This is a genomic window from Longimicrobium sp. (assembly GCF_048594345.1).
In the GTDB taxonomy this organism is placed as follows: Bacteria; Gemmatimonadota; Gemmatimonadetes; order Longimicrobiales; family Longimicrobiaceae; genus Longimicrobium.
Map to the genome: position 1 here is coordinate 21,986 of NZ_JBMDXM010000140.1, position 25,606 is coordinate 47,591.

Sequence of the window (25,606 nt, forward strand, 5' to 3'; positions counted from 1 at the left end):
GAGAGGCACCCCATGACCAGCATCACCCTGCGCTCCGTGCGCTTCGCTTTCGTGACCCTTCTGCTGGGTCTGACCACGTATACGGTGGCCGAGTCCGTGATCGGCGGGCGCCACGCCAGCGCCCAGGCCGCCAACGAAGGCCTTTCCACCTGCGGCAGCGAGGAGCAGCCGTGCGCGCTGCAGCCCGTAGCCGTGGTGGTGGAAGCCGCGCCTGCCTCGGTGAGCTTCGCGGCGAACGAAGGCCTGGCCGGCTGCGGCAGCGAAGCGGAGCCGTGCGTGCTGGCCCCCATCGCCGTCGAGGCGGAGCGCGAGCCGGCGCGGCTGGCCTCGACCGGCCGTATTGCGCGAATGATGGTGCGTGTGGGCTCCTGACCACCACGCCACACCGCTTCTCTCATGCGAAGAGCCCCGGCGCCACTGCGGCGCCGGGGCTCTCGTGCGTCTGCGGACACCGCCGGAGCGGATGCGCGGCGGAGGGCGCGTGTCCCACCCGCCGCCGAAGATTTGCCGCACCAGCTGGTCGCCGTGAAGGTGAAGAAAGGGACGATGGATCCAGTCGCGGTCGCGCAGCCGCGGTGCCGAACGGCCGTAGAACACCGTCAGCTCCGGGCTGACGGCGAGCGCCTTGATGCCGCCGTACGGCGTGTTGGATTCGATCCCCTGCGGCAGGGATTACGCTGCGTCGACCGCGCCCCCTCCGCTCGCGTAGGCTCGCACCTCCCCCAAAAAAACCTGGGGGAGGTTGGTTGCGGATGGAACCGAACTCGACGAACAGCATCGAACTGTGCCTTTGGTCTTTCCAGATAAACCCTAAGCTGTCACTTCGAAGGTGGCGTCGCATGGAACCCGCCCGTCCCGAAAACCCTGGCGCCGACTGCAAAACCTGCTGTCGGCTGTTTGTGGCCCGTCGTTTCGTGCGTCACCCGCGGCGTCAAGGGACGGCGCGGTGTAGGGGCTTCGGAATGACCGATCAGCTCACACCAAACGGGCGCGGAGAGGGGGCAAGGGATGGACAGCCCGTTGCGTGAGTACGGCGGCGCGCGTCCTCCGCCTCAGTCCTGGCGGGCGAGGCGGCCGTGGAGCATCACCAGCCGGACGGCGCGGGTGGCGGAGACATCGCGCGTGGGGTCGCCGGTGACGGCGACCAGGTCGGCGAGCAGGCCGGGTGCCACGCGGCCGCGGTCCGGCAGCCGCAGCACGCGCGCGTTCACCGACGTGGCCGAGCGCAGCGCGTCCAGCGGCGACATCCCGTACTCCACCATCATCTCCAGCTCGCGCGCGTTGTCGCCGTGCGCAAACACGCCCACGTCGCTGCCAAAGCAGATGGTGACGCCCGCGTCCAGCGCGGCGCGAAAGCTGGCGCGCTTGGCGACCACGCGGTCCGGCTCCGGCTCCGCGCCCGGGCGCCATCCGCGGTACTGCGACACGGCGTGGCCGGCCGCCAGCGTGGGGCACAGGGCCACGCCGCGCTCGCGCATCAGCCGGAACACCTCGGCCGTGCCCGCGTCGCCGTGCTCGATGGTCACCACGCCGGCCATCACCGAGCGCCGCATCCCCTCGGCCGTGGAGGCGTGCGTCACCACGGGCACGGCCGCGGCGCCGGCCACCCCCACGGCCAGCCGCAGCTCGTCCAGCGTAAAGGTGGGATGCGCCGCCTCGTCCGGACCCCAGCGGTAGTCCGCGTACAGCTTGACCCAGTCCGCGCCCCCGCCGATCTGCTCGCGCACCACGCGCGCCAGCTGCGGCCCGTCCGCCTCCTGCGCGCCTCGCGGCGCCGGGTGCTCCGCGGCCAGCACACGCGGCCCGTAGCTCCCCGTCGCCACGATGGCCGGGCCGGAAACCAGCATCCGCGGACCGGGGATGATCCCCTCGTCGATCGCCTGCTTCAGGCCCACGTCCGCGTACCCCGCGCCCTCGCTTCCCAGGTCGCGCACGGTGGTAAAGCCGGCCATCAGCGTGGCGCGCGCGTGGGCGGTGCCGCGGGCCACGCGCACCGCCTGCGACTCGGTGAGCACCTGGTCATCCCACGACGTTTCGTTGTAGGGATGCAGCAGCAGGTGCGAGTGCCCCTCGATCATCCCCGGCATCAGCGTGGCGCCGGGAAGCTCGATCACCCGCGCGTCCGCGGGCGTGGCCAGCGAGGCGGCGGGCCCGGCCGCGACGATCAGCGAGTCGCGGACCAGCACGGCCCACCCCTGGTGCACCCGCTCGCCGTCGAACACGCGGTCCGGGCGCAGGACGACGGCGGTGGACTGCGCGGCCAGCGCGGGGGCCAGAAAGAGCGCGAGGAGCAGGGCGGCGATACGCATGGACGTCGGGATCGGGCAAAGGTCGAAATCAGAGCGGACAGGATAGTGGATGGACGGCTGATCCGCACGTGGGGTGCGGCGGGTACCGATCGCACGGGCGGACGCCCTGATCGGGGCGGAACGCTCCACTCCGGTGCAGCGCAGAACGGGACTATTCTGCCGGGAAAATCGTGAAGTCGTTACACAGATCGAGCTTGGGGATGCGCGTTATCCGCCGAAAAACAGGCGCACGGATTGCCTTTTGCCGGGGGCATCCCGCTTCATCATCCCATATCACCACTCCAGGAGGATCCGTGCGCCAGCTACGCCCGTTCGCCGCGCTTGCCGCGCTCGCCATCGCCGCCGCCTGCCAGGACGCCGGCACCGCCGTCCGCCCCGACAAGGCTACGATCAAGGCCCAGCCCGAAGGCTTTGCCACCCGTGGACCCGTGCAGACCGGCTGGATCATGGGCCGCAACGGCGAGCCGATGGAGATCACGTACGAAATCCAGAACGGCAATGCCATCTGGGAGGGCGACATCGACCTGGGGCCCGTGGAGTGGGTGTCGCGGACCGAGGCCGAGGTGCGCACCCGCAAAAAGGACGGCGCGCGGCTGGGCGTGGCCATCGACGGCAGCAGCTACCGCTGGTCCGGCGGCGTGGTGCCGTACGTGATCCCCTCGGGCTTCCCCAGCCCGTCCCGGATCACCAACGCCATCGCGCACATCGAGGCCAACACCGACATCGACTTCGTGGCGCGCACCACGCAGAGCGCCTACGTGGAGTTCCGCACGTCCACCGGCTGCTCCAGCAACGTGGGCCGCATCGGCGGGCGGCAGTACGTGAACCTGGCCAGCGGCTGCAGCACGGGAAACACCATCCACGAGCTTCTGCACGCGGTGGGGCTGTTTCACGAGCACACCCGCTGCGACCGCGACACGTACGTGATCATCAACACGGCCAACATCCAGAGCGGGTACTCCAGCAACTTCACCAAGCAGTGCACCAACGCCACGGACTACAGCACGTACGCCGAGGGCAGCATCATGCACTACGGCGCCACGGCGTTCTCGTCCAACGGCCTGCCGACCATCGTCTCGCGCCGCGGCCTGGACAGCCAGATGGGCCAGCGCTCGGGGATGAACAGCACCGACATCAGCACCGTCAACACGCTGTACTGATCGGCTTGAGCTGATTTTGCTGGCGGAACGAGCGGGCGGGGGACTCACGGTCCTCCGCCCGCTCGGTCGTTCGTGGCGCACGGAACGGTGGGCCTTGCCGGACGATGCGGGGACGCGCAATCTGAGGCTCCGCGCAGGATCATATCTCGCACAGGAGACGTTGGATGACGAGCGCCACCCCCGCCGAGCCGGCCTCGGACGCCTTGCAGACGCTGCTGGCCGCCATGGAGCGCGAGCACGCCACCACGGTGCGCGTGCTGCGGGCTTTCCCCGCGGACAGGCTGGACCTTCAGCCGCACCCGAAAAGCAAGACGGCGCGCGACCTGGCGTGGCTGTTCGTGCAGGAGCAGGGACTGGTGGAAAAGGCGCTCACCACGGGCTTCGACTGGTCCGCGCCGCCCTCCGCCCCGCCGCCGGTGCCGGAGACGCTGGACGAGATCGTCGACGCGTTCGAGGCGGCGCACGGGCGCGTGGTGGGGCTGGTGCGCGGGATGAGCGCGGATGACCTGCGGCAGACGGTGCAGTTCTTCGTGGCGCCCAAGACGATGGGCGACATCCCGAAGATCGACTTCCTCTGGTTCCTGCTCCACGACCAGATTCACCACCGCGGCCAGTTTTCCGTGTACCTGCGGATGGCCGACGCCAGGGTGCCCTCCATCTACGGCCCCACGGCGGACGAACCCTGGTTCTGAGGGGCGGAGCCGGATCTGTCCCGGGGCCGGATCGTGTGGCGCACACGAAAATCTGCCCCGGCGCGACCCGCGGGGCCCTCTCCCCCGACCGGCCTTTTGCTCGTTCCTCGCAACGGCGGTCGACCCCTCCCCCAACTTCGGGGGAGGGGTTGTTTGCGTTGTGGCGACGGCAGCGCGTTTCGGAAGGTTTCGAAACGGGATCGCATTCTTCCCTCTCCGTGAGGAACGGACGGCGAGGGGCCGGGGGAGGGGCACACCGTCGGGCGCCAGCGTGATGCCCATCGAAGCCCTGCCCGCTGCGAAGGGCCCTCTCCCCCGACCGGCCTTTTGCTCGTTCCTCGCAACGGCGGTCGACCCCTCCCCCAACTTCGGGGGAGGGGTGGGTTGCGGATCGCGCGGAGCGCTTCGACCGGCGGGTCGCTTGGCCGGGTGCGGGCCGCGGCGATGCCGTGTGCAGCGTGTGGCGACGCGGGCCGGTGGCGACCCCGTCGTGATTACAACGCGCGTCATCACCACAAAACGAAAAGGCCCCGCCTGCCGAAGCCGGGGCCTTTCGTCACGAGCGGAACCGCGGGCGTGCGGCCGCTCAGCTGTTGCGGCGGCGGCGGGCCTGCTTGCGGTCCTCGATGCGCACCATTGCCATGCACGACAGGTAGATCAGGAACGTGATCAGGGCAAAGACGCCGATGTTGAAGAACAGGTTGCCCACGGTGGCCGGACTGCCCTGGTCAGGAACAAACATTCTCGTTCTCTTTCGTTTGCGATTCGCGTAGCCTCAGGCGCGCGGGACAACATACATCGTCGCGGGCTCCCGGTCCAGAACCCCCGGGCATCACGTCTTTACCTTGGTCACCTCGCCGCAGTTGGGGCAGGTAACCTTGATCGTTCCCTGGTCCCTGGGCTGGCGCATCTTTTCCTGGCAGTAGCGGCAGACCACCTGCACCGTGGTCTCCTCGATGCGCTTGAGCTCCGCCAGGTACTCGGCGTGGTGGGGCACGTCCGGCGCCTCGAGCGTGCACAGGATTTCGTCGGTGGGGTCCTTCATGGGCCCCACGCGGTTGGCCTGGTTGGCGATGGCCTGCTCAAAGATGTTCCGCACGTCGCGGCCGTTGGCGAAGTTTTCGCCCCGGCGCGCGTGCAACTGCGTCAGCAGCGTGCGGACAAAGGCGGAAGCCGGCTCCGACAGCTTGTAGCCGTGCTCGTCGCACATCCGCCCCAGGATGGCGAACAGCTCGTCCGGCGAGTAGTCGTCAAAGTGGATGAAGCGGTTGAAGCGTGAGCGCAGGCCGGGGTTGCTGTCCAGGAACTTCTGCATCGGCTCCGGATAGCCGGCCACGACGACGATGAACTCGTCGCGCCTGTCCTCGATGAGCTTGACCAGCGTGTCCACCGCCTCGCGCCCAAAGTCCTCCTCGTCGCCCGTGGCCAGGGCGTAGGCTTCGTCGATGAACAGCATGCCGCCCAGCGCCTCGGCCACCTTTTCGTTCACCTTGATGGCGGTCTGGCCCACGTAGCCGGCCACCAGGCCGGAGCGGTCCGTCTCCACCAGGTGCCCCTTCTCCAGCACACCGATGGCGCGAAAGATCTGCGCGAGCAGCCGCGCGACCGTCGTCTTGCCCGTCCCGGGGTTGCCGGTGAAGGCCATGTGCAGCGAAAGCGGCGGCACGGGCAGCTTGCGCTCCTGCCGCATCTTGTTGACGCGCACCAGGTTGGTGAGCGTTTCCACCTCCTTTTTCACCTTCTCCAGCCCCACGAGCTTGTGGAGCCTGGCCATCAGCTCGTCCAGCGTGAGCGGCGGCGGCGCGGGGGGCGCGTCTGGCGCGGCGGGGGCTTGCGCGGGCGCCGGCTCACCGCCGGCGGCCTGCACCTTCACCAGCGCCGGATCGCCCTCCGCCGCGGGCGCGCCGGACGGAGCCTGGGGCGCGGCATCAGGGGCCGGTGGAGGGGCACCGGGCTGCTGCGGGGCGGCGGGCTGCTGCGGCGTGACGGGGGCGTTGGGGTCGCGCTCTTCGCTTACGCCGGCGGTCTGGCAGGCGCGCTGCAGCAGCATGACGTGCGCGGCGATGATCTCCGCCTCGCGCGGCGTGCTGTCGCCGTCCGACACCATCAGCTGCAGCCCCAGCTCGCGCAGGCACAGCGCCGCGTTCATGGCGTTCACCGAGCCGCGCTGCCGGTCGCCCCTGATGAGCACCTGAAAGTAGTCCGGCACCCATCCGCCCATGGCCTCGGGGCCGGTCTCCCCATGCCGCATCATCAGCTGGCGCACCTTCTCCGCCGGCGTGTCGATGATGTTCTGCGCGCGCAGCATCCTGCTGAGGTACGTGGCCTCGTCGGCGTTGATCTCGCCGTCTGACAGGACCAGGGTGCCCAGAAAGCCCAGGACGTGGCGCTGCACGCTCTCGAGGATCTTGCCCGGGCCCGGCCAGTCGCCGCGGCGCTCCGCGCGGACCGCCGTGTCGATGATGAACTGGTACAGCTCGGCCGGCGTCGTGGGTTGGCTCATGCGGATGGGCGACGGACGGTACGGTTCAGGACAGGCGGGCCAGCGAGACGACGTCCTTCACCATCTTCTGGAAGGACCGCGCGGCATACGCCTGTTCGAGGTCAAAAATCTGAGTGAGCGCCGGCTGATCGATGGTCGGCTTGTACGAGAAGCCTCGCGGCGTGTTCTGCGCCAGCCATCCCTTTGCGTCCCGGATCGCCTCCGGGTTTGCGGGTGGCTCCATATCGTCGGCCAGCCCGCGCCTGCCGCGAAGCGACCGCGCCGCGGCAAGGAACCACGCCTCGTACTCCCGGTTGGCGGCTACGACGCAGACCGCGCGGTCCGGGCGTGCCGCCCGTGCCCGTGCCAAAAGGCTTTCCGCGATTTCACGCGGGCAGTCGTCATCCGCGTCCAGCAGGATCAGGATACCGTCCGTGGGCTGCGTCTGGCGTGCGGCGAGCTCCATGGTTCGCTCCACGCCGCCTGGCTGGATGAGCCCCGTGCGTTTGATGCGGATGACCTGTCCCACGTCCGCGTACACGTCGGGAGCGTAGTGCGTGACGACCCGGCGAATCAGGATCGGCACGGCCGTAACCTCGCCATGACCCTCCACGATCGGGAGGATCACGCAGTCGCCCCCGCGCCGAACAGCTCCAGGTCGTCTGGACTGAGTGCACGGCTCGCGGGATCGGGTCTCAGCTGATTCATACGCAGCAGATCGCCTGCGGTGAACAGATGATCTCGAAGAACGGAGCGGCCTGCCTCATCCAGATGGCCTACTCGAGTTTCCCCTTCATCCGCGTTCACGGCCAGAATCTCGGAATCCGCGATAGATGGGTTGTCGAGCAGATCGGGACTGTGGCTGGTCACAAGTACCTGCCGCACGGAGGTCGCGTCGCGCATGCTGTCGATGAGCACGCCAGTGGCTGCGGGATGCAACGCTGTTTCCGGTTCCTCAAGTCCGACGAGTGACGGCGCCGGCTCATGCTCCGCACCAGACTGGAACAGCGCTACAAGGATGGCCAGCGCGCGGAGAGTGCCATCGGACATGCTGCTTGCCAGAAAAGGCCGATCGCCGTCCGCGAGTCGCTGCGCAAACACCAGCGTTTCCCGAGGACCAACGGGTACAGGATCAACGGCGTGAATCCCGGGAACGACCTGAGACAGGTATTCTTCGATCCTGGATTTCAGATGAGGAGCAGCGGCCTCCAGCTGTTGAAGGACGCTCACCAGATTGGATCCATCCCGCGCCAGCCTCCCCCGAAAACCCGGAGTCTGCAAGTCCCTGATGATGTCTGGATTGAGATTGTAGAATCCCATTCCGGAAAGCGCGTCGTACACGGGACGGAAGTCCGGCGTCCCGGAGGCATTCACCAGGAACAGCCGGTCGGGCGTCACGGCCGGCTCAAGCGCGAGCGTCGATTCCTGAACGATTCCCTGTGACACGCGGAAGAAATGTCTTTCGCTCTTCGTGTCTACGCCTCCCGTGATGAAGCACTCTTCGTTCTGGAGGGAGGTGGGCCCGCCAATCGTAATCGCGTAATGACCGTGAGCTCCTGTCGGGAGATCGAACTCCAGCCGTATGCCGAAGTGGCTCGGATAATCTCGCGAGTGCCTCCGAATCTCAGCGATCCCCCCCCGAGATCGAATCGCGTGCCCCAGAGAATCCTGGAGGGCGTCGGAAACGAACCGGAGCGCGTCCAGAAAGTTGCTCTTCCCCGAACCGTTCGGACCGACCAGGAACGTAAGCGGCCTGAGCTCAACGTCGCAGGCCGCGATGCTCTTGTAGTTGCGGATGACGACCCGCCGAATCAGGCAAACGCCAGCGCTGGGGTCGGACGTCATGATCGTCTGAGAAGGCTGTGGAATCGCGCGGAGCCGGATAGTCCGGATAATCGGATAAAACCGGATGGTAGAGTTTAACCCGCCTCCGCTGGCCGCGCGACCCTTCAGACCGCGATCCGGATGCGCCCGTCCACCGCCACGCCGCCTTCGGCGAAGGCCATCCACGGGTTCACGTCCATCTCGCGGATGGCGTCGTGGTCGCCCACCAGCTGCGAGATACGCGCGATGGTCTCCTCCACGGCGCCCAGGTCGCTGGCGGGCTCGCCGCGCACGCCCTGCAGCAGCCGGATGCCGCGGATGGCGCGCACCATCTCGCCCGCGTCCACGTCCGTCACCGGCTGCACGCGAAAGACCACGTCCTTGAGCGCCTCCACGTAGATCCCGCCCAGCCCGAACATCAGCACCGGGCCAAATTGCGGATCCAGCGTCATCCCGATGATGGTTTCCTTGCCACCCCGCACCATCTTCTGCACCAGCACGCCCTCCACCAGCTCCGCGCCGATCCCCGCGCGCGCCGGCACCTCCGTCGTCAGCCGTTCGAACGCGGCGCGCAACTCGGCTTCATCTTCAACACCGACGATCACGCCGCCCACGTCGGATTTGTGGATGATGCGCTCGGAAAGCACCTTCATCACCACCGGCCAGCCGAACTCCGCCGCCGCCCGGGCCGCCTCGTCCGCCGTGCGCGCGACGCGGTAGGGGGCCACGGGGATGCCGTACGCCTCCAGCACGCGCATCACCTCCATCTCCGACAGCTTCTCGCGCCCCTCGCCACGCGCGCCGGCGATGATGCGCTCCACCGCCGCGCGATCCACGTCGAAGGTGCGCACCTGGCCCACGGGGCGCTCCAGCCAGCGGCGGTGGCGGTACATGGCGGCCAGCGCGCGCACGCCGGATTCCGGAAAGCGGTAGCCGGGGATGCCGGCCGCGTTCAGCTCCGCCAGGCCCTGTGGCAACCCCTCGCGCCCCATCAGCACCGCCATCACCGGCTTGTCCGCCTGCGCGGCGACGGCGACGATCGCCTCGGCCACGTCTTCCTGGCGCACGCCCAGCGGGGGGACGAAGGTGGCGATCACCGCGTCCACGTTGGGGTCCGCCAGCACCGCCTCGACGGCGATGCGGTAGCTCTGCGGCGTGGCGCTGGCGATCATGTCCACCGGGTTGGCCAGCGACGCCTCCTCGGGAAAGTGCTTCGCCAGCAGCGCCGTCGTCGCCTCGGAGAGCGCGGTGACCTCCAGCCCGTTGGCCTCGCACGCGTCGGCGATGATGATGCCGGGGCCGCCCGCGTTGGTGACGATGGCCACGCGGTTGCCGCGTGGGATCGGCTGGTGGCTGAAGGCCATGGCCAGGTCGAACATCTCCTCCACCGTGTCCACGCGAATCACGCCGCACTGGCGCAGCAGCGCGTCGGTGGCCGCGTCCGTTCCCGCCAGCGCGCCCGTGTGCGACGACGCGGCGCGCGCCCCGGCGCCCGTGCGGCCGGACTTTACGGCGATGATCGGCTTCTTTCGCGTGATCTCGCGGGCGATCTGCGTGAACTTGCGCGGGTTTCCGAAGTTCTCCAGGTACATCAGGATCACGCCCGTCCGTTCGTCATCCGCCCAGTACTGGATGAGGTCGTTGCCGCTGACGTCCGGCTTGTTGCCCACGGAGACGAACTGGCTGATGCCGATGCCGTACTCCTTGGCGTAGTCCAGTATCGTCACGCCCATCGCGCCCGACTGGCTCATGAAGCTCACCGGGCCGGACGGCGGCATGGTGGGCGCGAAGGTGGCGTTCATCGAGCGGTCGGGCGCGGTGTTCAGCACGCCCATGCAGTTGGGTCCCACCAGGCGCATCCCATAGCGGCGGACGATCTCCATCAGCGCCTTCTGCCGTTCCACGCCGCTTCCGCCCACCTCGGCGAAGCCGGCGGAGATCACCACCAGTCCCTTCACTCCCTTTCGCCCGCACGCCTCCGCCGCGTCGACCACGTGCTGTTTGGGGACCACGATGACGGCCATGTCCACCTCGTCCGGCACCGCCTCGACGGACGGGTACGCGCGGATGGAGTGCACCGCGGCCGCGGTGGGGTTCACGGGATAGACCGCGCCCGCGTAGCCGTGGCGGACGAGGTTTTCCAGGATCTGGTAGCCGATGGTGTTGGGCTTCCGGCTCGCTCCGATGACGGCGATGGAGCGCGGGCGGAGGATGGCGTCGAGCATGTATGACGGAAGTGCGAAAGTGCGAGAGTACGAGAGTACGGAACTCGATTTCGGCTCTGGTCCGGTAATCTCCCGGTGCGGACGCTCAGGTGCGTGGACGCCGGGTGCCGCCCGGCCGCCGAGTCCGCGCCAGGAGCGAATGAATTATTCGCTCCTGCCGGCGGACGGCACGTTACTGGTTAGCTTCTCCATGGCCATCATCCGCTCCCGCGGGCGGATGGCGGATCAGAACCGAATACGCCGCGATGACGCGAGGGCGAATCTACGCGGCGGGAGGCGGGGCTCCAAGGGGCCGGTGGATGGGGCCGAACCGGCGGGGCGGGGAACCTGCGGGCGCCGGATGACTACAACGCACCGGCCGCGCGGCGGGTGAAAGTTCGCGCGTGGTAGGCGGATGGCGCGCGGGGCGTTATCCTTCAGCGTCACCAACGTCTCTCGATCCAGGTTCCGATGCCGACTTCGTTCTTCCTGCGCGCGCTGATTCGCCTGCCGGTGCTGCTGGCCGCGCTGCTGCTGTGCGGGCTCGCGCCGGACGCCGTCCAGGCTCAGGATCACGCGCACCATTCGGCGGCGCCCGCGGCCAAGCGCGTGCGGCACCCCGCGCCGCGGCCGGGAATCACCGCGCGCAACGTGCTGGCGCCGGATGCGGTGCCCGAGCGGTCGCGCGAGGTGTACACCATGGCGGCGCGCATTCCCAGCGTGCTGGACGGGCTGTACTGCCACTGCGACTGCCACGAGCGCGACGAAAAGCGGTCGCTGCTGGAGTGCTTCGAGGACACGATGGCCAGCACCTGCGGCATCTGCAGCGGCCAGGCGGAGCTTGCCTACGAGCTGCACCAGGATGGCAAATCACTGCGCCAGATCCGCAAGGCCATCGACACCCGCTTCGGCGGCTGATGGGGGCGGGATGGATGACGAAGGGCGGCGAGGGTTTCCTCGCCGCCCTTCGTCATTCGCGGGATCAACGCAAGCGCTTTTTGCGGCCCGGGTCGTGGATGAGCTCGGGAAAGTCATAGAGGATCACGCCCTCGTCCGTGACCGTGGTCGTTACGCGCACCCCGTCCTCCATCGAGCGCAGCGTGGCGGCTGCCTCGTCGACCGACCAGCCCAGCTTCGCGGCCACTTCCGTCACCGTCAGTTGCCCGTCCTCCCGCTCCGCCAGCCGCACCACCGCCAGCTGCCGCTCGCCGCGCGCCATCTCCACCGCCTTTTCTTCGTCCTTCCACACGGACCGCAGCAGCAGCGTCGCCACTCCCCCCGCCACCAGGGCGTAGAACAGGCTCACCTTCCAGTCCGAGTCTCCCTCCACCACCCCGGAGCCGAAGAGAAACGCGAGAAAGAAGAGGATGTAGGCCCAGACCCGCTTTTTCCGTGATCCGCGAGATGCCGCCATGGGGAACTCTGTTCAGGAGGGATGCAAGATGATGCGGATCCAAGTTTGAACCCGCGCGCGGCGATTCGCCAGATGGCGGCTCGATCACGGGGAATTGAGGCGGGGGCTGAACGGCACGGTGATGGATCGAGATGGATGACGAAAGGCGTGAGGGATTTTTTGCCCTCTGGGGTCCGGGGATGTACCGCGCGCCTGCAGGAGCAAATGATGCTCGTTGAGTATCGGATCCGGTAACGTGCCGCCTGCCTGCAGGAGCGAATGAATTCGCCGCTACAACTGCACAAAGTCCACCTCCGTGGACTCGGCGGCCCGGCCGTGTGCGGCGTTCCATGCATCGCGGCGTCCGCAACCGGAAGATCACCGGATGGGATCCGCAATCGGCATCATTCGCCGTTAGAACATCACAACGTCGGCCTGCGCGGACTCGGCGGTCCCGGCTGTATGCGGCGTCCAGGCACATGCGCGTCCGCAACCAGAAGATGGCGATCACTGTCCAATCCGCATCGCCTCTGGTCGAAGGCTTCTCCTACCTTCTCGTGCTCCTCCACTGCTGGTTTTGACTGCACCCTTGTCCCCACGCTCAAGGTGCTTTATCTTTCCAGCCGGATGAACGGATCAATGAGCGCCCCCGCGATCTTCGACCGCATGTCGGCCCTGGCCGACGCGACGCGCAGCCGGCTGCTGCTGCTGCTGGAGCGGCACGAGCTGACGGTGGGCGAGCTGTGCCAGGTGCTGCAGCTTCCGCAGTCCACGGTAAGCCGCCACCTCAAGCTGCTTGGCGACGAAGGCTGGGTGAGCGCGCGGGCCGAGGGCACCAGCCGCCGCTACCGCATGCCCGCCGACCGCCTGGACGCCGATGCACGGCAGCTGTGGCAGCTGGTGCGGGGCCAGGTCGCCGCGCTGGGCACGGCGGGGCAGGACGCGGAGCGGCTGCGCAGCGTGCTGGCCCAGCGGTCCACGCGGTCGCGCGAGTTCTTTTCCAGCGCCGCGGGTGAGTGGGACCGGCTGCGCGCCGAGCTTTTTGGCCGCCGCGCCGACCTGCTGGGGCTTCTGGGGCTGATGGACGACGCCTGGACCGTGGGCGACCTGGGGTGCGGAACGGGGCAGGTTTCGCAGTCGCTGGCCCCGTTCGTCCGCCGCGTGATCGCCGTCGACAGCTCGCCGGCGATGCTCGACGCGGCGCGCGCGCGGCTGGCCGGCCTGGAGAACGTGGAGACGCGGGAGGGCGAGCTGGAGTCGCTCCCCGTCGCCGACGGCGAGCTGGACGCCGCCATCGCGTTCCTGGTCCTGCACTACGTCACCGATCCGGCCGAGGCGCTGGCCCAGGCGGCGCGGGCGCTGCGTCCCGGCGGGCGGCTGCTGGTGGTGGACATGATGCCGCACGACCGCGAGGAGTACGTCCAGGCCATGGGCCACGTGTGGCAGGGCTTCGAGTCCGCGCGGCTGCAGGGGTGGATGGCGGAGGCCGGGCTGAACGCGTTCCGCTACGTCCCGCTGCCGCCGGACCCGGCCGCCAAGGGACCCGGCCTGTTCGCCGCCAGCGCGCGGACGCCCTCCCCCGGCGGCGCCTGAGAGCGCGCCACCCCCTCCCGCCAACTGCGCGGGAGAGGGCATAAACGGCCCGGCCGTGGGGCGCTGCGGAGAGGCTGGCGCGGGATGGTGAGCGCCCCCCTCCCCGGCCCTTCCCCACAAACTGCGTGGGGGAGGGAGAACGGCAAAAAGACCCTGTCGCAGCGGGATCGAACTTCTCCCCTCTCCGTGAGGAACGAACGGGGAGGGGCCGGGGGAGGGGCACACCGTCCGGCGCCAGTTCGATGCCCGTCGCCGAGCCGCGATCCATCGGCAACACCCAACCTCCCCCAGGGTTTTTTGGGGGAGGTGCGAGCCTAAGTGAGCGGAGGGGGCGCTGCGGCGCCGTTCGAACCGCCGAGATCCCTCCGCGTACGTGCCGTCGATCCACCGACCCGTAGCACCGTCGCAGTCGTAGAAAGCCGTTTCCTGTACCCCGTACCCTGGAGCTGACCGTGTCCGCAGTCGCCGAGCTTACCCATTCCTTCGCCGCCGCCGCCGAGGCAGGCCGCGAGCCGTTCAAGGTGCGCGACCTTTCCCTGGCCGACTTTGGCCGCAAGGAGATCCGCCTGGCCGAGCACGAGATGCCCGGCCTGATGGCTCTTCGTGACGAGTACAAGGGGCAGAACCCGCTGGCCGGCGCCAAGATCATGGGCTCGCTGCACATGACCGTGCAGACCGCCGTGCTCATCGAGACGCTGGTTGACCTGGGCGCCGACGTGCGCTGGGTGTCGTGCAACATCTTCAGCACCCAGGACCACGCCGCCGCCGCCGTGGCCGTGGGCCGTGACGGCACCGTGGACGATCCGCAGGGCGTGCCGGTGTTCGCCTGGAAGGGCGAGACGCTGGAGGAGTACTGGTGGTGCACCGAGCAGGCGCTCATCTGGCCCGACGGCAGCGGCCCCAACCTGCTGCTGGACGACGGCGGCGACGCCACCCTGCTCGTCCACCGCGGCGTGGAGTACGAAAAGACCGGCGTGATCCCGGCCTTTGACGCCGAGAACGAGCCCGAGGAGTGGGGGATCATCCTCGACACCCTGCGCAGCACCATCGCCCAGGCGCCGGGCCGCTGGACGCGCATCGCCGCCGAGATCCGCGGCGTTTCGGAAGAGACCACCACCGGCGTGCACCGCCTGTACGAGATGATGAACGCGGGAACGCTGCTGTTCCCGGCGATCAACGTCAACGACAGCGTCACCAAGAGCAAGTTCGACAACCTGTACGGCTGCCGCCACTCGCTCACCGACGGCATTCTGCGCGCGAGCGACGTGATGCTGGCCGGCAAGGTGGCCGTGATCTGCGGCTACGGCGACGTGGGCAAGGGGTGCGCGCAGGCGCTCAAGGGGCAGGGCGCCCGCATCATCATCACCGAGATCGATCCCATCTGCGCGCTGCAGGCCGCGATGGAAGGCTACCAGGTGACCACGCTCGAGGACGTCGTGTCCACGGCCGACATCTTCATCACCGCGACGGGCAACAAGGACATCATCACCCTTGAGCACATGTCGCGGATGAAGGACAAGGCCATCGTGGGCAACATCGGCCACTTCGACAACGAGATCGACATGGCCGGGCTCAAGAAGCAGGGGATCGAGCGGATCAACATCAAGCCGCAGTACGACGAGTTCGTGTTCCCCGACGGCCACAGCGTGATGATCCTGGCCGAGGGCCGCCTGCTGAACCTGGGCTGCGCCACGGGCCACCCCTCGTTCGTGATGAGCGCCAGCTTCACCAACCAGGTGATGGCGCAGATCGAGCTGCACACCAACAACGAGCAGTACGAGCGCAAGGTGTACGTGCTGCCCAAGAAGCTGGACGAGAAGGTGGCGCGCCTGCACCTGGACAAGCTGGGCGTAAAGCTCACCCAGCTGTCGCCCAAGCAGGCCGAGTACATCGGCGTGCCGCTTGAGGGGCCGTACAAGCCGGATCACTACCGGTACTAGGCCGGTACGAGGGTACGAGGGTACGAGGGTACGAGGGTACGAGGGTACGAGAGTACGAGAGTACGAGAGTACGAGAGTACGAGAGTACGGAAGTACGTCAGAAGCGGGGCGGGGGAGCGACCCCTCGCCGCCGCGGAGATACGGAGGCGCGGAGACCATCTCCGCGCCTCCGTGTTGTTTGGGTCAGCGGAGGTGGGTTTCGAAGAAGCGCATGAGGTCGCCGAGCAGGTATTCGGCGTGCGCGCGCTCCAGGTTGTGGCCCTGGCCGGGGAACATGAGCATGTCGAAGGGGCGGTTGGCGCGGATCAGCGCGTCGGCCATGCGCATGCTGGCGGAGAGCGGGGCGTCGGCGTCGCTGGTGCCGTGGGCAATCCGCAGCGCACCGCGCAGGTTGGCGGCCAGCGGCTCGTTCGCGGCCCGCTGGTACACCGTGGAGTCGGAGGCCGGAAGCCCCAGGTTGGGCTCGTTGACGGACGCATCCTCCCAGGGCGAGCCGGGGGCGAACGCGTACCCGGCGCGGTAGAACTCCGGGGCGGTGAGCATGGCGCGCAGGGCGTAGTATCCGCCCCACGAGGCGCCGTAGATGCCCACCCGGTCCAGGTCCATGTAGGGGCGGGTCGCGGCGGCCTGGCGGATGGCGGTGGCCTGGTCGGGGATCTCCGTCGTGCCGATGCGCCCGTAGGTCACGTCGTGGAACGCCTTGCCGCGCCCCGGCGTGCCCCGCGTGTCCACCATCACCACCACGTAGCCCAGCTGCGCCATCGCGTGGGCCTCGTCGTCCATCCCGCTTCCCGGCGTGCAGAAGCATCCCGCGTAGCCCTGGGGTACCACCGCCAGGAACGGTCCCCCGTAGATGAAGTTGATCACCGGGTAGCGCCGCGACGGATCAAAGTCGTACGGCTTGAAGATGACGCCGTGAATCGTCGTGGACCCGTCGTCGGCCAGGGCCGTGAACCCCTCCGGCGGCCGGTACCCGGTGCGGAGCAGCGCGGCGGGGTCGGCCTGCAGGTAGGTAAAGCGGCTTTCCCCGCCGGCCGCGACCACCTCGGATGCGGGCGGGCGCTCGCGCGAGGAGTGCACGTCCGCGAACCACGCGCCCGTGGGTGACACGCTGGCGGCGTGCACGCCCGGCGCCCGCGTCAGCCGACGGGCCGCCCCGCCGCCCAGTGGCGCGCGGTACACGTGCCGGTCGTAGGGCGAATCGCCGTCCTCGGACGCCACGAAGAACACCTCCCGCGACGTGGCGCGCGGCACCTCGTGCACCACCCGCCGTCCGCGGGTCACCTGCCGCACCTGCCGGCCATCCCACCCGTACAGGTACAGGTTGCGCCAGCCGTCGCGCTCCGACGCCCACAGAAAGCCGTCCGGGAGCGGGGTGAGCTGGCTGCGCCAGCCGTCCGCGTCAAAGTTGAGGTCGGCGACGAAGCTGGCGCGGTTCTCCTCCCGCAGCACCGTCCGCATCGTTCCGGTCACGGGGTTGATGGCCCTCAGCTCCAGCACCTTGCCGTCGCGCGAGCGGTGGAGCAGGAGCGCCTCGCTCCCGTCCGGCCGCCACCCGGCCGGGTTGACGTATCCCTCGTCCAGCGCGGGAAGCTGCCTCACCTGTCCGGTAGCCGCCTCCACCAGGTACGCCTCGGTGCGGGCGAGCGGCGTTCCCGCCTTGCTGTAGGGTGCGGTGGTGACGGACTCGACCGGCGTGCGGTAGTCGACGATGGGGATGCGGTGCACGCTCCGCTGGTCCACGCGCAGGGCCAGGAGGAACCGGGAGTCGGGCGACCAGGCCTGTTCCGGGAGGATCCAGCCGTAGTCCCTGTCTCCCGCACGCTCGGCGATGGTCCCCTCCGCCCCGGAGACGGCCAGCCCTCCTCCCCGCGCAAACGCCACCCGCCGGCCGTCGGGCGAAAGCCTGCCCAGCCTCAGGGCCATCACCGCCGGATCGGCCGAGTCGGCCGCGGCCACGCGGCGGTCGGCGAAGCCCAGCGAGAAGGGGCGTCCGCCCAGCCGGAAGTACACCCCTTGCTGGTCCGGCCGCAGCGCGAAGTTGATTCCCACGACCGCGCCCGGAAGCTCAATCTCCCGCCCCAGCAGGCTCACCAGCTGCGCCCTGAGGTCGGCGCTGGGCAGCACCGGCTCCTGGGTGCGCGCGCGCGCGTTCACGATGACAAAGGTCCCCGCGTGCGGTCCCGACGTGGACCAGCGGACGATGCGTGCTCCGTCGCGAAACCACTCCGGTGCGCCCACCTGGCCCGGGGTGACGGCGTAGCCGGTGCGGGGGAGCTGCATGTCGCCGTCCTGGATGAAGCGCCCGGGGTAGCTCACGGCCCGGGCGAACGCGAGACGCGCCGCGGATCCCGCTCCGGGCGGCGGCGGCTCCACGGCAGCGGGAGAGGACGCCGGCTGCTGTGCCAGCGACCGGGTGCTCGCCCCCAGCAGCAGGACCAGGACGAGCTTCGCGCAAGGGCGCATCGTAGAAAGAAGTCGCATCGGTGGATTGGGAAGGGTGAGATTGGATCGCGCCACGGCTACGCCACCGGCCTGGCATCCCCCGTGATCCTGCACCAGGCTGCGGCGCTCCGCCTGGTCGCACGCTCGCGTCGCCATGCCCGGCGAAGCCCCCGGCGCAAGCTTCCGGTGAGTCGGGCGCCGGTCGTCCGGAGCAACCGATCCGCTGCTGATCGCATTCGCCAGCTTGTCCAGGATCGCGAGATAGAGCGGGCTTCACCGGCGGTCCGGACGGAAGCCCGGGCCACGTGGCTCATGCCGGTCGGGGAGGGGTGGAATCGTATCGATGATGCAGTCACATTGTATTGGTGCAATTTGATCCGCATAAGGTTGCTCCGGGGTTGGGAGTGGGGCCGCCGGCATCGCGGCTCTCCGCGCCAGTCAACGGCACACTTGCGCGAATGGCTGGCGCGCAGCACTGTGTCCAACATTGTATCCAATCCGCCGCACCCTCCCGCTCTTCCGTCCGGCACCCCCAGCCCACGGTCCACCCATGTCGGAACGCCAGGCAGCGCCCGGAAACCGATGACGTCGGCGGCCCGCGCGCGGGATGGCTCCTCCACGGCGTACGTACACGTCCGCGAACTGATCGTCAGCGGCAAGCTGGCGCCCGGCGGCCGCGTGATCGAAAGCGAGCTGGCCGAACGGCTGGGAACCAGCCGCACGCCCATCCGCAGTGCCCTGCACCGGCTGCAGGGCGAGGGCTACGTGGTCGCCCGCCGCGGGGGAAGGCGGACGATGCTCACCGTGGCGCCGCTCACCCGCGAGGACGGGCGCGAGCTGTTCTGGATCGTCGGCGAGCTGGAAGCCATGGCGGCCCACTGGGTGGCGCGCGGCGACGGCGGCGACCGCCACCAGGTCGCCGCGTCCATGCAGCACACCAACGAGGAGCTTCTCCTCGCCTCCAACGCCGGCAACCCGGACCCGTCTCGCCTGTTCGACCTGCATACCCGCTTTCACCAGACGTACGTGGACGCCTGCGGCGGGCCGCGCATGCAGGCCATGCACGCCGTGATCAAGCCGCAGGCGGAACGCTACCGCCGGCTGTACAGCACCGCGCTGGGCGGCCACATCCACGCCTCGCTGGCCGAGCACGAGGCCATCGTCCACGGCATCGGCCAGGGCGACCCGCAGGCCGCGGAGCTGGCGGTAAAGGTGAACTGGCGCAACGCCGCCGAGCGCCTGGCCCGCGTGATCGACCGCATGGGCGAACGCGGCAGCTGGTAGCCAGGAAAGACATCCCTTCGCCCCACGCGGGCGTTTTCCCTCCGCCGCACCCCATCCGTCCCGCGGCGGGCGACGCAGAGCGTGGGCGCGTACGGCGGTGGCACCAGCCAGACCGAGGTGCTGGCGCTGCTGATCGACGAGCGCCGCCGCGAGCTGTTCCTGGAAGGGCACCACCTGTGGGACGCCACCCGCTTCAACCTGGCGCTGGAGCCGGCCACGGGCACCGCCTCCGCCAAGGGCGGCACGTACGGAAGCACCAAGTGCCTGCCGCTTCCCAACGTGGAGCGCTTCAACAACCCCAACATCGGCGGCTGACCTCGCGCCGGTCCGGTGGATGAACAGGCCGCCGCGTCCATCCGGGCGCGGCGGCTTGTTCGTGCTGCTGAACGGATATGCCTCACACGGAGTCAACGGAGTTGTTCTTCGCCGCCTCCGCGGATTTTGTGTGATACTGAATCCAGAAAACCGAACGTTCGGTGCAGAAGAACGGCGTCAAAGAGAGGGAGAGGAATCGGGATGATCTGTCCGCTCGCTCGCTTTCTGTCTCACGCTGTTCCTCTGTAGAACGATTCCATTTTAGGATCTGGTATGGGCCATCGTTTTGTGGAATTTCCTTCGACTCAAGCTTTGGGATTCACGCGGGCCTCTGATCCCGCGGGCTTCGGCGCACACCTCAGAACTCGCCGATGGGTTCGGATCGCAAAAGAGGGTGGAGTACAGAGGAACGGAGGTGAAAAGAGAGATGCAGAAGCACGAAGCGCAGCAGTTTCTCTGCTGTCGTCGCGTTCTGTTCCGTGTCATTTTCATGCTCCCCGAACGCTTAACGGCGAAAATGGCACGAGGCACACCCACCCGATCTTCCGTTCCCGGCCTCGTGGTCGAACGTTTGCATAGGGGGAACCGTTTCCCTGTGGGTGCAGACTCCAACCAGCCACGGGCAGGGCACGCTGTCGGACTTGCTGGACCTTTCCGAGCTCTTTGGCGACTTTCGCGACGAGGGCCGCGCCCAGCTGGCGCGGCTCGACGCCGCGCTGTCGGTGCTGGAAGCGGGCCAGGCGCCCCAGGCCGCCGAGCGCGCCGAACTGATGCGCGCGCTGCACACGCTCAAGGGGAACGCGGCCATGCTGGGGCTGCGTCCGCTGCAGGAGCTGGTGCACGGGGTGGAGGACGCGTTCAAGCAGGCCGCCTCGCCCGCCGCGCTGCCGCTGGACGTGCTGCACCGCGCCGCCGCCGCCCTGCGCGGCGCGCTGGAGGCCGCCGGGTCGCCCGCGCAGGATGAGGCGTTCGCGCCCCTACCCCCGCTCCGCGCGGAGCTGGCGGACGCTCTCGCCGCGCCCTCCGCCTCACCCGCCGTAGCCGCGGACGAGGAGGTGGGGGCCGGGACCGGCGCGGAGGCATCGGCGTCCGCTGACGTGCCGGGCGACATCGGGGAAGCGCGCGCGGATGCGCCTGCGGCGGAGGCATCCGCCGGTCCGGGGCCGGAACCATCCGCGCCTGCGCAGGTGGAAGCGGGAGGGCAGACGGAGGATGCCGCGGCGGGAGCGGCATCGGCAGCATCGGGATCGTCTGGATCCTCGGCAGCAGCGGGATCGGCGGGATCTTCGGGATCCACGGCGGCCTCGGGATCTTCGGGATCGGCATCCGCTTCGGGATCGTCACCCGCATCCGCGGCTACCGGCGGCGGGGCGGGGGTGCGGGAGGAGACGCTGCGCATCCCGTTCGCGCGGCTGGACCCGCTGCTGAGCCAGGTGGACGACCTGGCGCGCGCCGTGGAAGGGCTGCGCGCCTGGGCCGCGGAGTTCGCCGGGCCGCTGCAGCAGGCGGGCCTGCGCCGGGCGCTGGCGGAGCGGCTGGAAGGGCTGGACACCGCGGCATCCGCCGTGCGCCGCTCGGCCACCGCGCTGCGGCTGGTGCCGGTGGAGCGCGTGTTCTCGCGCTTTCCCCCCGTGGCCGCGGAGCTGGCCCGCGCGCGGGGCAAGCGGGTGCGCGTGGAACTGCGCGGCGAAGGCACCGAGCTGGACAAGGCCACCGCCGACGCCCTGCTGGACCCGCTGCAGCACCTGGTGCGCAACGCCGTGGACCACGGGCTGGAGACGCCGGAAGAGCGCCGCGCGGCTGGGAAGCCGGAGACGGGCACGGTCTTTCTCTCCGCCGCGCAGGAGGGTGACCGCGTACGCATCGAGGTGGAGGACGACGGCCGCGGGCTGGACCGCGCGCGCATCGAGGCGCGCGGTCGTGCCCTTGGCCTGGTTGCCGCGGAGGCGGAGCTGGAGCCGGAGGAGGTGGACGACCTGCTCTTTCGCCCCGGCTTCAGCACGCGGGTAGAGGCGGACGAGGTGTCGGGGCGCGGCGTGGGGCTGGACGTGGTGCGCGAGGCCGTGGAGCAGCTGCGCGGCCAGGTGCGGGTGGAAGAGGGCGAAGAGGGCGGCACGCGCTTTGTTCTGCTGGTGCCGCTGACCGTGGCGCTGGTCCCCGTCCTCTTCTTTCAAGCGGCGGGCGAGACCTTTGCCATCTCCGCGCTGGACGTGGAAGAAGCGGTGCGCGCGGGGACCCCCGGCCGGGTGGGGCCCGCGGAAACCGTCGCCGTGCACGACGAGGCCGTGCCGCTGGTGCGCCTGGACCGCCTGTTCGGCTGGGAGGCGGCGCCGGACCCGCGCTTTGTGGTAGTGGTGCGCCGCGGCGCGCGGGCCGCGGCGCTGGGCGCCGAACGGCTGCTGGGGCAGGACGCCGCTCCCGTGCGGGCGCTGCCGGCCGCGCTGGGCGCACCGCGCGGGGTGTCGGGGGCGGTGGTGGACGCGCGCGGGCAGGTGGTGCTGCTGCTGGATCCCGCGCAGATGCTGGAGATGAACGTGGACCTGTACCGGGGAGGGACGGGTGGGGGATGAACGGCGACGCCGGCTGCTGGTGGTGGAAGACAGCCCCATGATGGTGCGCATGTACCGCATGGTGCTGGGCCCCCGCTACGAGCTGGCCTTTGCCGCCGACGGCGCCGAAGGGCTGGACGCCGCCGCGCGCGAGCCCGACGTGGACGGCATGGTGGTGGACATCAACATGCCGGGGATGGACGGCCTGGAGTTCGTCCGCCGGCTGCGGAGCGAGCTGGGGATGACGGAGGTTCCCGTCCTGGTCTGCTCTACCGAGGCCACCGAGGCGGACCGCGAAGCCGCGCGGGCGGCCGGGGCCAACGGATTCCTTCCCAAACCGTGGCAGCCGGCGGAGCTTCTGGCGGCGCTGGACGAACGGCTGGGCGGCGCGGGGTGAGCACCCTCTCCGTATCGGTGGGGGGCGCGGAGTTCGGCATTCCCGCGGGGCGCGTGCGCGAGGTGCTGCGCCCGCCGCCGCTTACCCGCGTTCCCTTTCCGCCGGACGGCGTGCGGGGGGTGGCGCAGGTGCGGGGGACGGTGATGGCCGTGGTGGACCTTGGCGCGCGGCTGGGGCTGGCGCCCGTGGGCGCGGCGGGACGGCTGGTGGTGGTGTGGGCGCGCGGGCGCGAGGCGGTGGGGCTGCTGGTGGACCGCGTGGTGGGGCTGGTGGATGACGGCGAGGAGGGGGCGCACGAGCCCCCGCCCGACGAGGCGGAGGCGGCGCTGCCGCCCGGGTGGCTGGCCGGCGTGGCCGTGCCGGTGCCCGGGCGCCGCGTGGCGCTTCTGCACCTGGAACGCGTACTGGGCGAAGAGGCGACATGAGCCTGGCGGAATGGTTCGGAAACGTGCGGGTGCGCAACAAGATCCTGCTGGGCTTCGTCCCCGTGCTGCTGCTGATGGCGGTGATCGCCGCGGCGGTGGCGGCGCAGGGGCGGCGGGTGGCGGGGTTGGACGCCGAGTCGGAGCGCGCCGAGGGGGTGGGGCGCGCGGCCACGCAGCTGGAGATGGCCATCGCCGACCGCACCCTGGCGTTTCGCGACTACCTGCTCAGCGGGCAGGACACGGCGCTGTCCATGTACGCCGAGGCCGACGGCCGCGTGCGCCGCTACCAGGACGAGACGCGGCGCCTGGTGCGCGACCCGCTGCAGCGCGCGCGGCTGGACTCGGTGGCGGCGCTGGCGGCCAGCTGGGTTGATTCTGTCGCCACGCCGGGGATGGCGCTGCGGCGCGCCACGCTGCTGCCGGGCGGGCCGGGGATGAACGCCGTCGTCGACTTCTTTCAGAGCGGCGTGGGGCGGCGCGGCGCCACCCGCGCCCGCGCCGTGCTGGGGCGCTTCGACGAGCGGGCGCAGGAGCTGGCCATCGCGCGCCGCGCCGAGGTGCGCGCCGCCACCACCGCGGCCCGCGACACCGCCATCTGGCTCACCCTGCTGGGGATCGCCGTGGCGCTGGGGGCCGCGTGGTTCCTGGCCAACCACATCAGCCGCCCGCTGCTGCAGGCCGTGCGCTTTGCCGGCGGGGTGGCGGAGGGCGACCTGACCGGGCGGCTGCAGACCACCAACCGCGACGAGCTGGGCGAGCTGATCCAGACCCTGAACCGCATGTCGGGCGACCTGGGCACCGCCGTGGGCGGGGTGAACACCGCCGCCGTGCAGACCGCCGCCGCCGCCGACCAGATCTCCGCCACCTCGCAGCGCCTGGCCGAGACGGTGGACGACCAGGTGGCCGCGACGGAGCAGACGTCCACGTCGATGGAGGAGATCGCCGCGCAGATCACCCGCGTGGCGGGGAGCGCCGAGTCGCTGGCGGCGTCGGTGGAGCAGACCAGCTCCTCCATCGCCGAGATGGGGCAGTCCATCGAGCACACCGCCGCCAGCGCCGAAACGCTGGGCTCGGCGGTGGAGCAGACGTCGTCCACCATCGAAGAGATGGCGGCCAGCATTCAGCAGGTGGGGCGGCACGTGGACGAAACGCGCCGCATCGCCGCCGAGGCCGAGTCGGCGGCCACCACCGGCGGCGACACGGTGGGGCAGGCGGTGGAGGGAATGCGCCGCATCCACGACGAGGTGAACCGGCTCACGGAGCGCATGCGGGCGCTGGGCGACCAGGGCGAGTCGGTCGGCCAGGTGTCGGAGACCATCGAGGACATCGCCGACCAGACCAACCTGCTGGCGCTGAACGCGGCCATCGAGGCGGCCCGCGCGGGCGAGCACGGGCGCGGTTTTGCCGTGGTGGCGCAGGAGATCCGGCGGCTGGCGGAGCGCTCCGTGGAGTCGGCGCGCGAGATCGGCCACACCATCCGCTCCGTGCGCGGCGGGGTGAACGCGGCGGTGGAAAGCAGCGGCGCGCTGGCGGAGCGCACGCAGCAGGGGATCACCCTGGCCGAGGGTGCGTCGCGGGCGCTGGAGCGCATCGTCACCTCGTCCACCCGCACCAGCCAGCTCATGCAGGAGGTGGGGCTGGCCACCGAGCAGCAGATCCTGGCCGCGCGGCAGGCCCAGCAGGCCACGCAGCACATCCAGCGGGTGGCCGAGGAGGTGCGCATCGCCACCCGCGAGCAGTCGGTGGCCAGCCGGCAGATCGTGGAAGCCACGGAAAACATGAACCAGCAGACGCAGGAAGTCTTTGCCGCCACGGCCGAGCAGAAGCGGGGCGGGGAGATGATCCTGCGCGCCACCGAAAACATCGCGCAGGGCGCCCGCGCGGCGCAGACCTCGGTGCGCGAGTCGCGCGCGGCGGCCGAGGACGTGGCCGCGCAGGCCGCGCGCCTTACCGAGCTGGTGAGCCGCTTCCGTGTCTGACCGCATGACCGATCCTTCCACCCTGCTGGCCGAGGGGCGCGGGGACGACGCCGTCGCGGCGCTCCTGGCCGCGGCCGCCGACGAGCGCCCCTGGATCCGCGAGCGCGCCCTGGCCTCGGCCGCGCGGCTGCCGCAGGCGCGCCTTCTTCTCCCCGCGCTGGAGGCGGCACTGCGCGACGGGGGCGACGCGGGGCGGCGCAACGCGGCCCGCTCGCTCCTGGCGTCCATGGCGGCGCCCGGCGCGCTTCCCGGCGCGCTGCGGATGCTGGACCGCCTGCTGCGCCACGACGCGGACGGCGACGTGCGCCTGCTGGCCGCCTCGGCGCTGGGCGAATCCGCCAACCCCGCGTCGCGCGACGGGCTGGAGGCGGCGCTGGAGGACGGGGAAAGCAACGTGGCCGCCGCCGCCGCGGACGCGCTGGGCTCGCTGCGTGACCCACGCTCCGCGGGGGCGCTGGCCCGCGCCGTGAGCGGCGGCGATCCGTGGCGCGCGCTGGCGGCGGTGTTCGCCCTGGGCCGGCTGGGGGCGGCGCGCGGCCTTCCCGCGCTGGCCGCCGCCATGGCGGACCCGATGCTGGCCGCCGCCGCGGTGGAAGCGATCGGCGAGCTGGGCGA

21 protein-coding genes are annotated in these 25,606 nt (G+C 70.1%); 13 read left to right on the forward strand and 8 right to left on the reverse strand.

Annotation, left to right across the window (positions count from 1 at the left end; translation table 11 throughout):
• Positions 1 to 12: 12 nt before the first annotated feature.
• Positions 13 to 372, forward strand: a complete 360-nt coding sequence (locus ACOJUJ_RS15595) for a hypothetical protein (protein ID WP_420127818.1) — start codon at positions 13 to 15, stop codon at positions 370 to 372.
• Between the two features lie 680 nt (positions 373 to 1,052).
• Here the strand turns inward: ACOJUJ_RS15595 and ACOJUJ_RS15600 are convergent.
• Positions 1,053 to 2,309 (reverse strand): amidohydrolase family protein, encoded by a 1,257-nt coding sequence (locus ACOJUJ_RS15600; RefSeq protein WP_420127819.1) that lies wholly within the window; start codon positions 2,307 to 2,309, stop codon positions 1,053 to 1,055.
• A gap of 293 nt (positions 2,310 to 2,602) precedes the next feature.
• Here ACOJUJ_RS15600 and ACOJUJ_RS15605 point away from each other — a divergent pair, with 293 nt between their 5' ends.
• Positions 2,603 to 3,469: a M12 family metallopeptidase gene (locus tag ACOJUJ_RS15605; protein ID WP_420127820.1), complete on the forward strand. Its 867-nt coding sequence runs from the start codon at positions 2,603 to 2,605 to the stop codon at positions 3,467 to 3,469.
• Positions 3,470 to 3,633: 164 nt separating this feature from the next.
• Positions 3,634 to 4,161: a DinB family protein gene (locus ACOJUJ_RS15610; RefSeq protein WP_420127821.1), complete on the forward strand. Its 528-nt coding sequence runs from the start codon at positions 3,634 to 3,636 to the stop codon at positions 4,159 to 4,161.
• 586 nt (positions 4,162 to 4,747) lie between these two features.
• Here the strand turns inward: ACOJUJ_RS15610 and ACOJUJ_RS15615 are convergent.
• From ACOJUJ_RS15615 to acs, 5 genes are all read right to left on the reverse strand, one after another.
• Entirely contained in the window at positions 4,748 to 4,903 is a 156-nt protein-coding gene (locus ACOJUJ_RS15615; protein WP_420127822.1) for a hypothetical protein, read from the reverse strand.
• A gap of 90 nt (positions 4,904 to 4,993) precedes the next feature.
• Positions 4,994 to 6,664 (reverse strand): AAA family ATPase, encoded by a 1,671-nt coding sequence (locus ACOJUJ_RS15620; RefSeq protein WP_420127823.1) that lies wholly within the window; start codon positions 6,662 to 6,664, stop codon positions 4,994 to 4,996.
• 25 nt (positions 6,665 to 6,689) lie between these two features.
• Positions 6,690 to 7,271, reverse strand: a complete 582-nt coding sequence (locus ACOJUJ_RS15625) for a DUF4276 family protein (protein ID WP_420127824.1) — start codon at positions 7,269 to 7,271, stop codon at positions 6,690 to 6,692.
• On the reverse strand, positions 7,268 to 8,488 hold the full coding sequence (locus ACOJUJ_RS15630) for an AAA family ATPase (protein WP_420127825.1): 1,221 nt from the start codon (positions 8,486 to 8,488) through the stop codon (positions 7,268 to 7,270). The genes ACOJUJ_RS15625 and ACOJUJ_RS15630 overlap by 4 nt, the downstream gene beginning before the upstream one ends.
• Positions 8,489 to 8,592: 104 nt before the next feature.
• The gene (gene acs, locus ACOJUJ_RS15635) at positions 8,593 to 10,692 is read right to left on the reverse strand and encodes an acetate--CoA ligase alpha subunit (RefSeq protein WP_420127826.1); all 2,100 of its coding nucleotides are present in this window, start codon (positions 10,690 to 10,692) and stop codon (positions 8,593 to 8,595) included.
• Positions 10,693 to 11,142: 450 nt separating this feature from the next.
• Here acs and ACOJUJ_RS15640 point away from each other — a divergent pair, with 450 nt between their 5' ends.
• Positions 11,143 to 11,589 carry a PCYCGC motif-containing (lipo)protein gene (locus ACOJUJ_RS15640; protein WP_420127827.1) on the forward strand — a complete coding sequence of 149 codons (447 nt, stop codon included), beginning with the start codon at positions 11,143 to 11,145 and terminating at the stop codon, positions 11,587 to 11,589.
• A gap of 64 nt (positions 11,590 to 11,653) precedes the next feature.
• On the opposite strand, the gene ACOJUJ_RS15645 is transcribed toward ACOJUJ_RS15640, so the two are convergent.
• On the reverse strand, positions 11,654 to 12,085 hold the full coding sequence (locus ACOJUJ_RS15645; protein ID WP_420127828.1) for a hypothetical protein: 432 nt from the start codon (positions 12,083 to 12,085) through the stop codon (positions 11,654 to 11,656).
• Positions 12,086 to 12,703: 618 nt separating this feature from the next.
• On the opposite strand from ACOJUJ_RS15645, the gene ACOJUJ_RS15650 reads away from it, so the two are divergent.
• Positions 12,704 to 13,657 (forward strand): ArsR/SmtB family transcription factor, encoded by a 954-nt coding sequence (locus ACOJUJ_RS15650; RefSeq protein WP_420127829.1) that lies wholly within the window; start codon positions 12,704 to 12,706, stop codon positions 13,655 to 13,657.
• A 521-nt stretch (positions 13,658 to 14,178) separates the two neighbouring features.
• Positions 14,179 to 15,597: an adenosylhomocysteinase gene (ahcY, locus tag ACOJUJ_RS15655; protein WP_420127838.1), complete on the forward strand. Its 1,419-nt coding sequence runs from the start codon at positions 14,179 to 14,181 to the stop codon at positions 15,595 to 15,597.
• A gap of 183 nt (positions 15,598 to 15,780) precedes the next feature.
• Here ahcY and ACOJUJ_RS15660 read toward each other — a convergent pair whose 3' ends face one another.
• Positions 15,781 to 18,063, reverse strand: coding sequence for a DPP IV N-terminal domain-containing protein (locus ACOJUJ_RS15660; RefSeq protein WP_420127830.1), 2,283 nt, complete (start codon positions 18,061 to 18,063; stop codon positions 15,781 to 15,783).
• A gap of 561 nt (positions 18,064 to 18,624) precedes the next feature.
• Here ACOJUJ_RS15660 and ACOJUJ_RS15665 point away from each other — a divergent pair.
• From ACOJUJ_RS15665 to ACOJUJ_RS15695, 7 genes are all read left to right on the forward strand, one after another.
• Positions 18,625 to 19,326 (forward strand): GntR family transcriptional regulator, encoded by a 702-nt coding sequence (locus ACOJUJ_RS15665; RefSeq protein ID WP_420127831.1) that lies wholly within the window; start codon positions 18,625 to 18,627, stop codon positions 19,324 to 19,326.
• 81 nt (positions 19,327 to 19,407) lie between these two features.
• Positions 19,408 to 19,641 carry a RagB/SusD family nutrient uptake outer membrane protein gene (locus tag ACOJUJ_RS15670; protein WP_420127832.1) on the forward strand — a complete coding sequence of 78 codons (234 nt, stop codon included), beginning with the start codon at positions 19,408 to 19,410 and terminating at the stop codon, positions 19,639 to 19,641.
• Between the two features lie 599 nt (positions 19,642 to 20,240).
• Entirely contained in the window at positions 20,241 to 22,211 is a 1,971-nt protein-coding gene (locus ACOJUJ_RS15675; RefSeq protein WP_420127833.1) for a chemotaxis protein CheA, read from the forward strand.
• Positions 22,201 to 22,587: a response regulator gene (locus ACOJUJ_RS15680; RefSeq protein WP_420127834.1), complete on the forward strand. Its 387-nt coding sequence runs from the start codon at positions 22,201 to 22,203 to the stop codon at positions 22,585 to 22,587. The genes ACOJUJ_RS15675 and ACOJUJ_RS15680 overlap by 11 nt, the downstream gene beginning before the upstream one ends.
• Positions 22,584 to 23,012 carry a chemotaxis protein CheW gene (locus ACOJUJ_RS15685; protein ID WP_420127835.1) on the forward strand — a complete coding sequence of 143 codons (429 nt, stop codon included), beginning with the start codon at positions 22,584 to 22,586 and terminating at the stop codon, positions 23,010 to 23,012. Before ACOJUJ_RS15680 ends, ACOJUJ_RS15685 begins: the two co-directional genes overlap by 4 nt.
• On the forward strand, positions 23,009 to 24,991 hold the full coding sequence (locus tag ACOJUJ_RS15690) for a methyl-accepting chemotaxis protein (RefSeq protein ID WP_420127836.1): 1,983 nt from the start codon (positions 23,009 to 23,011) through the stop codon (positions 24,989 to 24,991). The genes ACOJUJ_RS15685 and ACOJUJ_RS15690 overlap by 4 nt, the downstream gene beginning before the upstream one ends.
• 4 nt (positions 24,992 to 24,995) lie before the next feature.
• A partial coding sequence (locus tag ACOJUJ_RS15695) for a HEAT repeat domain-containing protein (protein ID WP_420127837.1) occupies positions 24,996 to 25,606 on the forward strand: 611 nt, incomplete at its 3' end.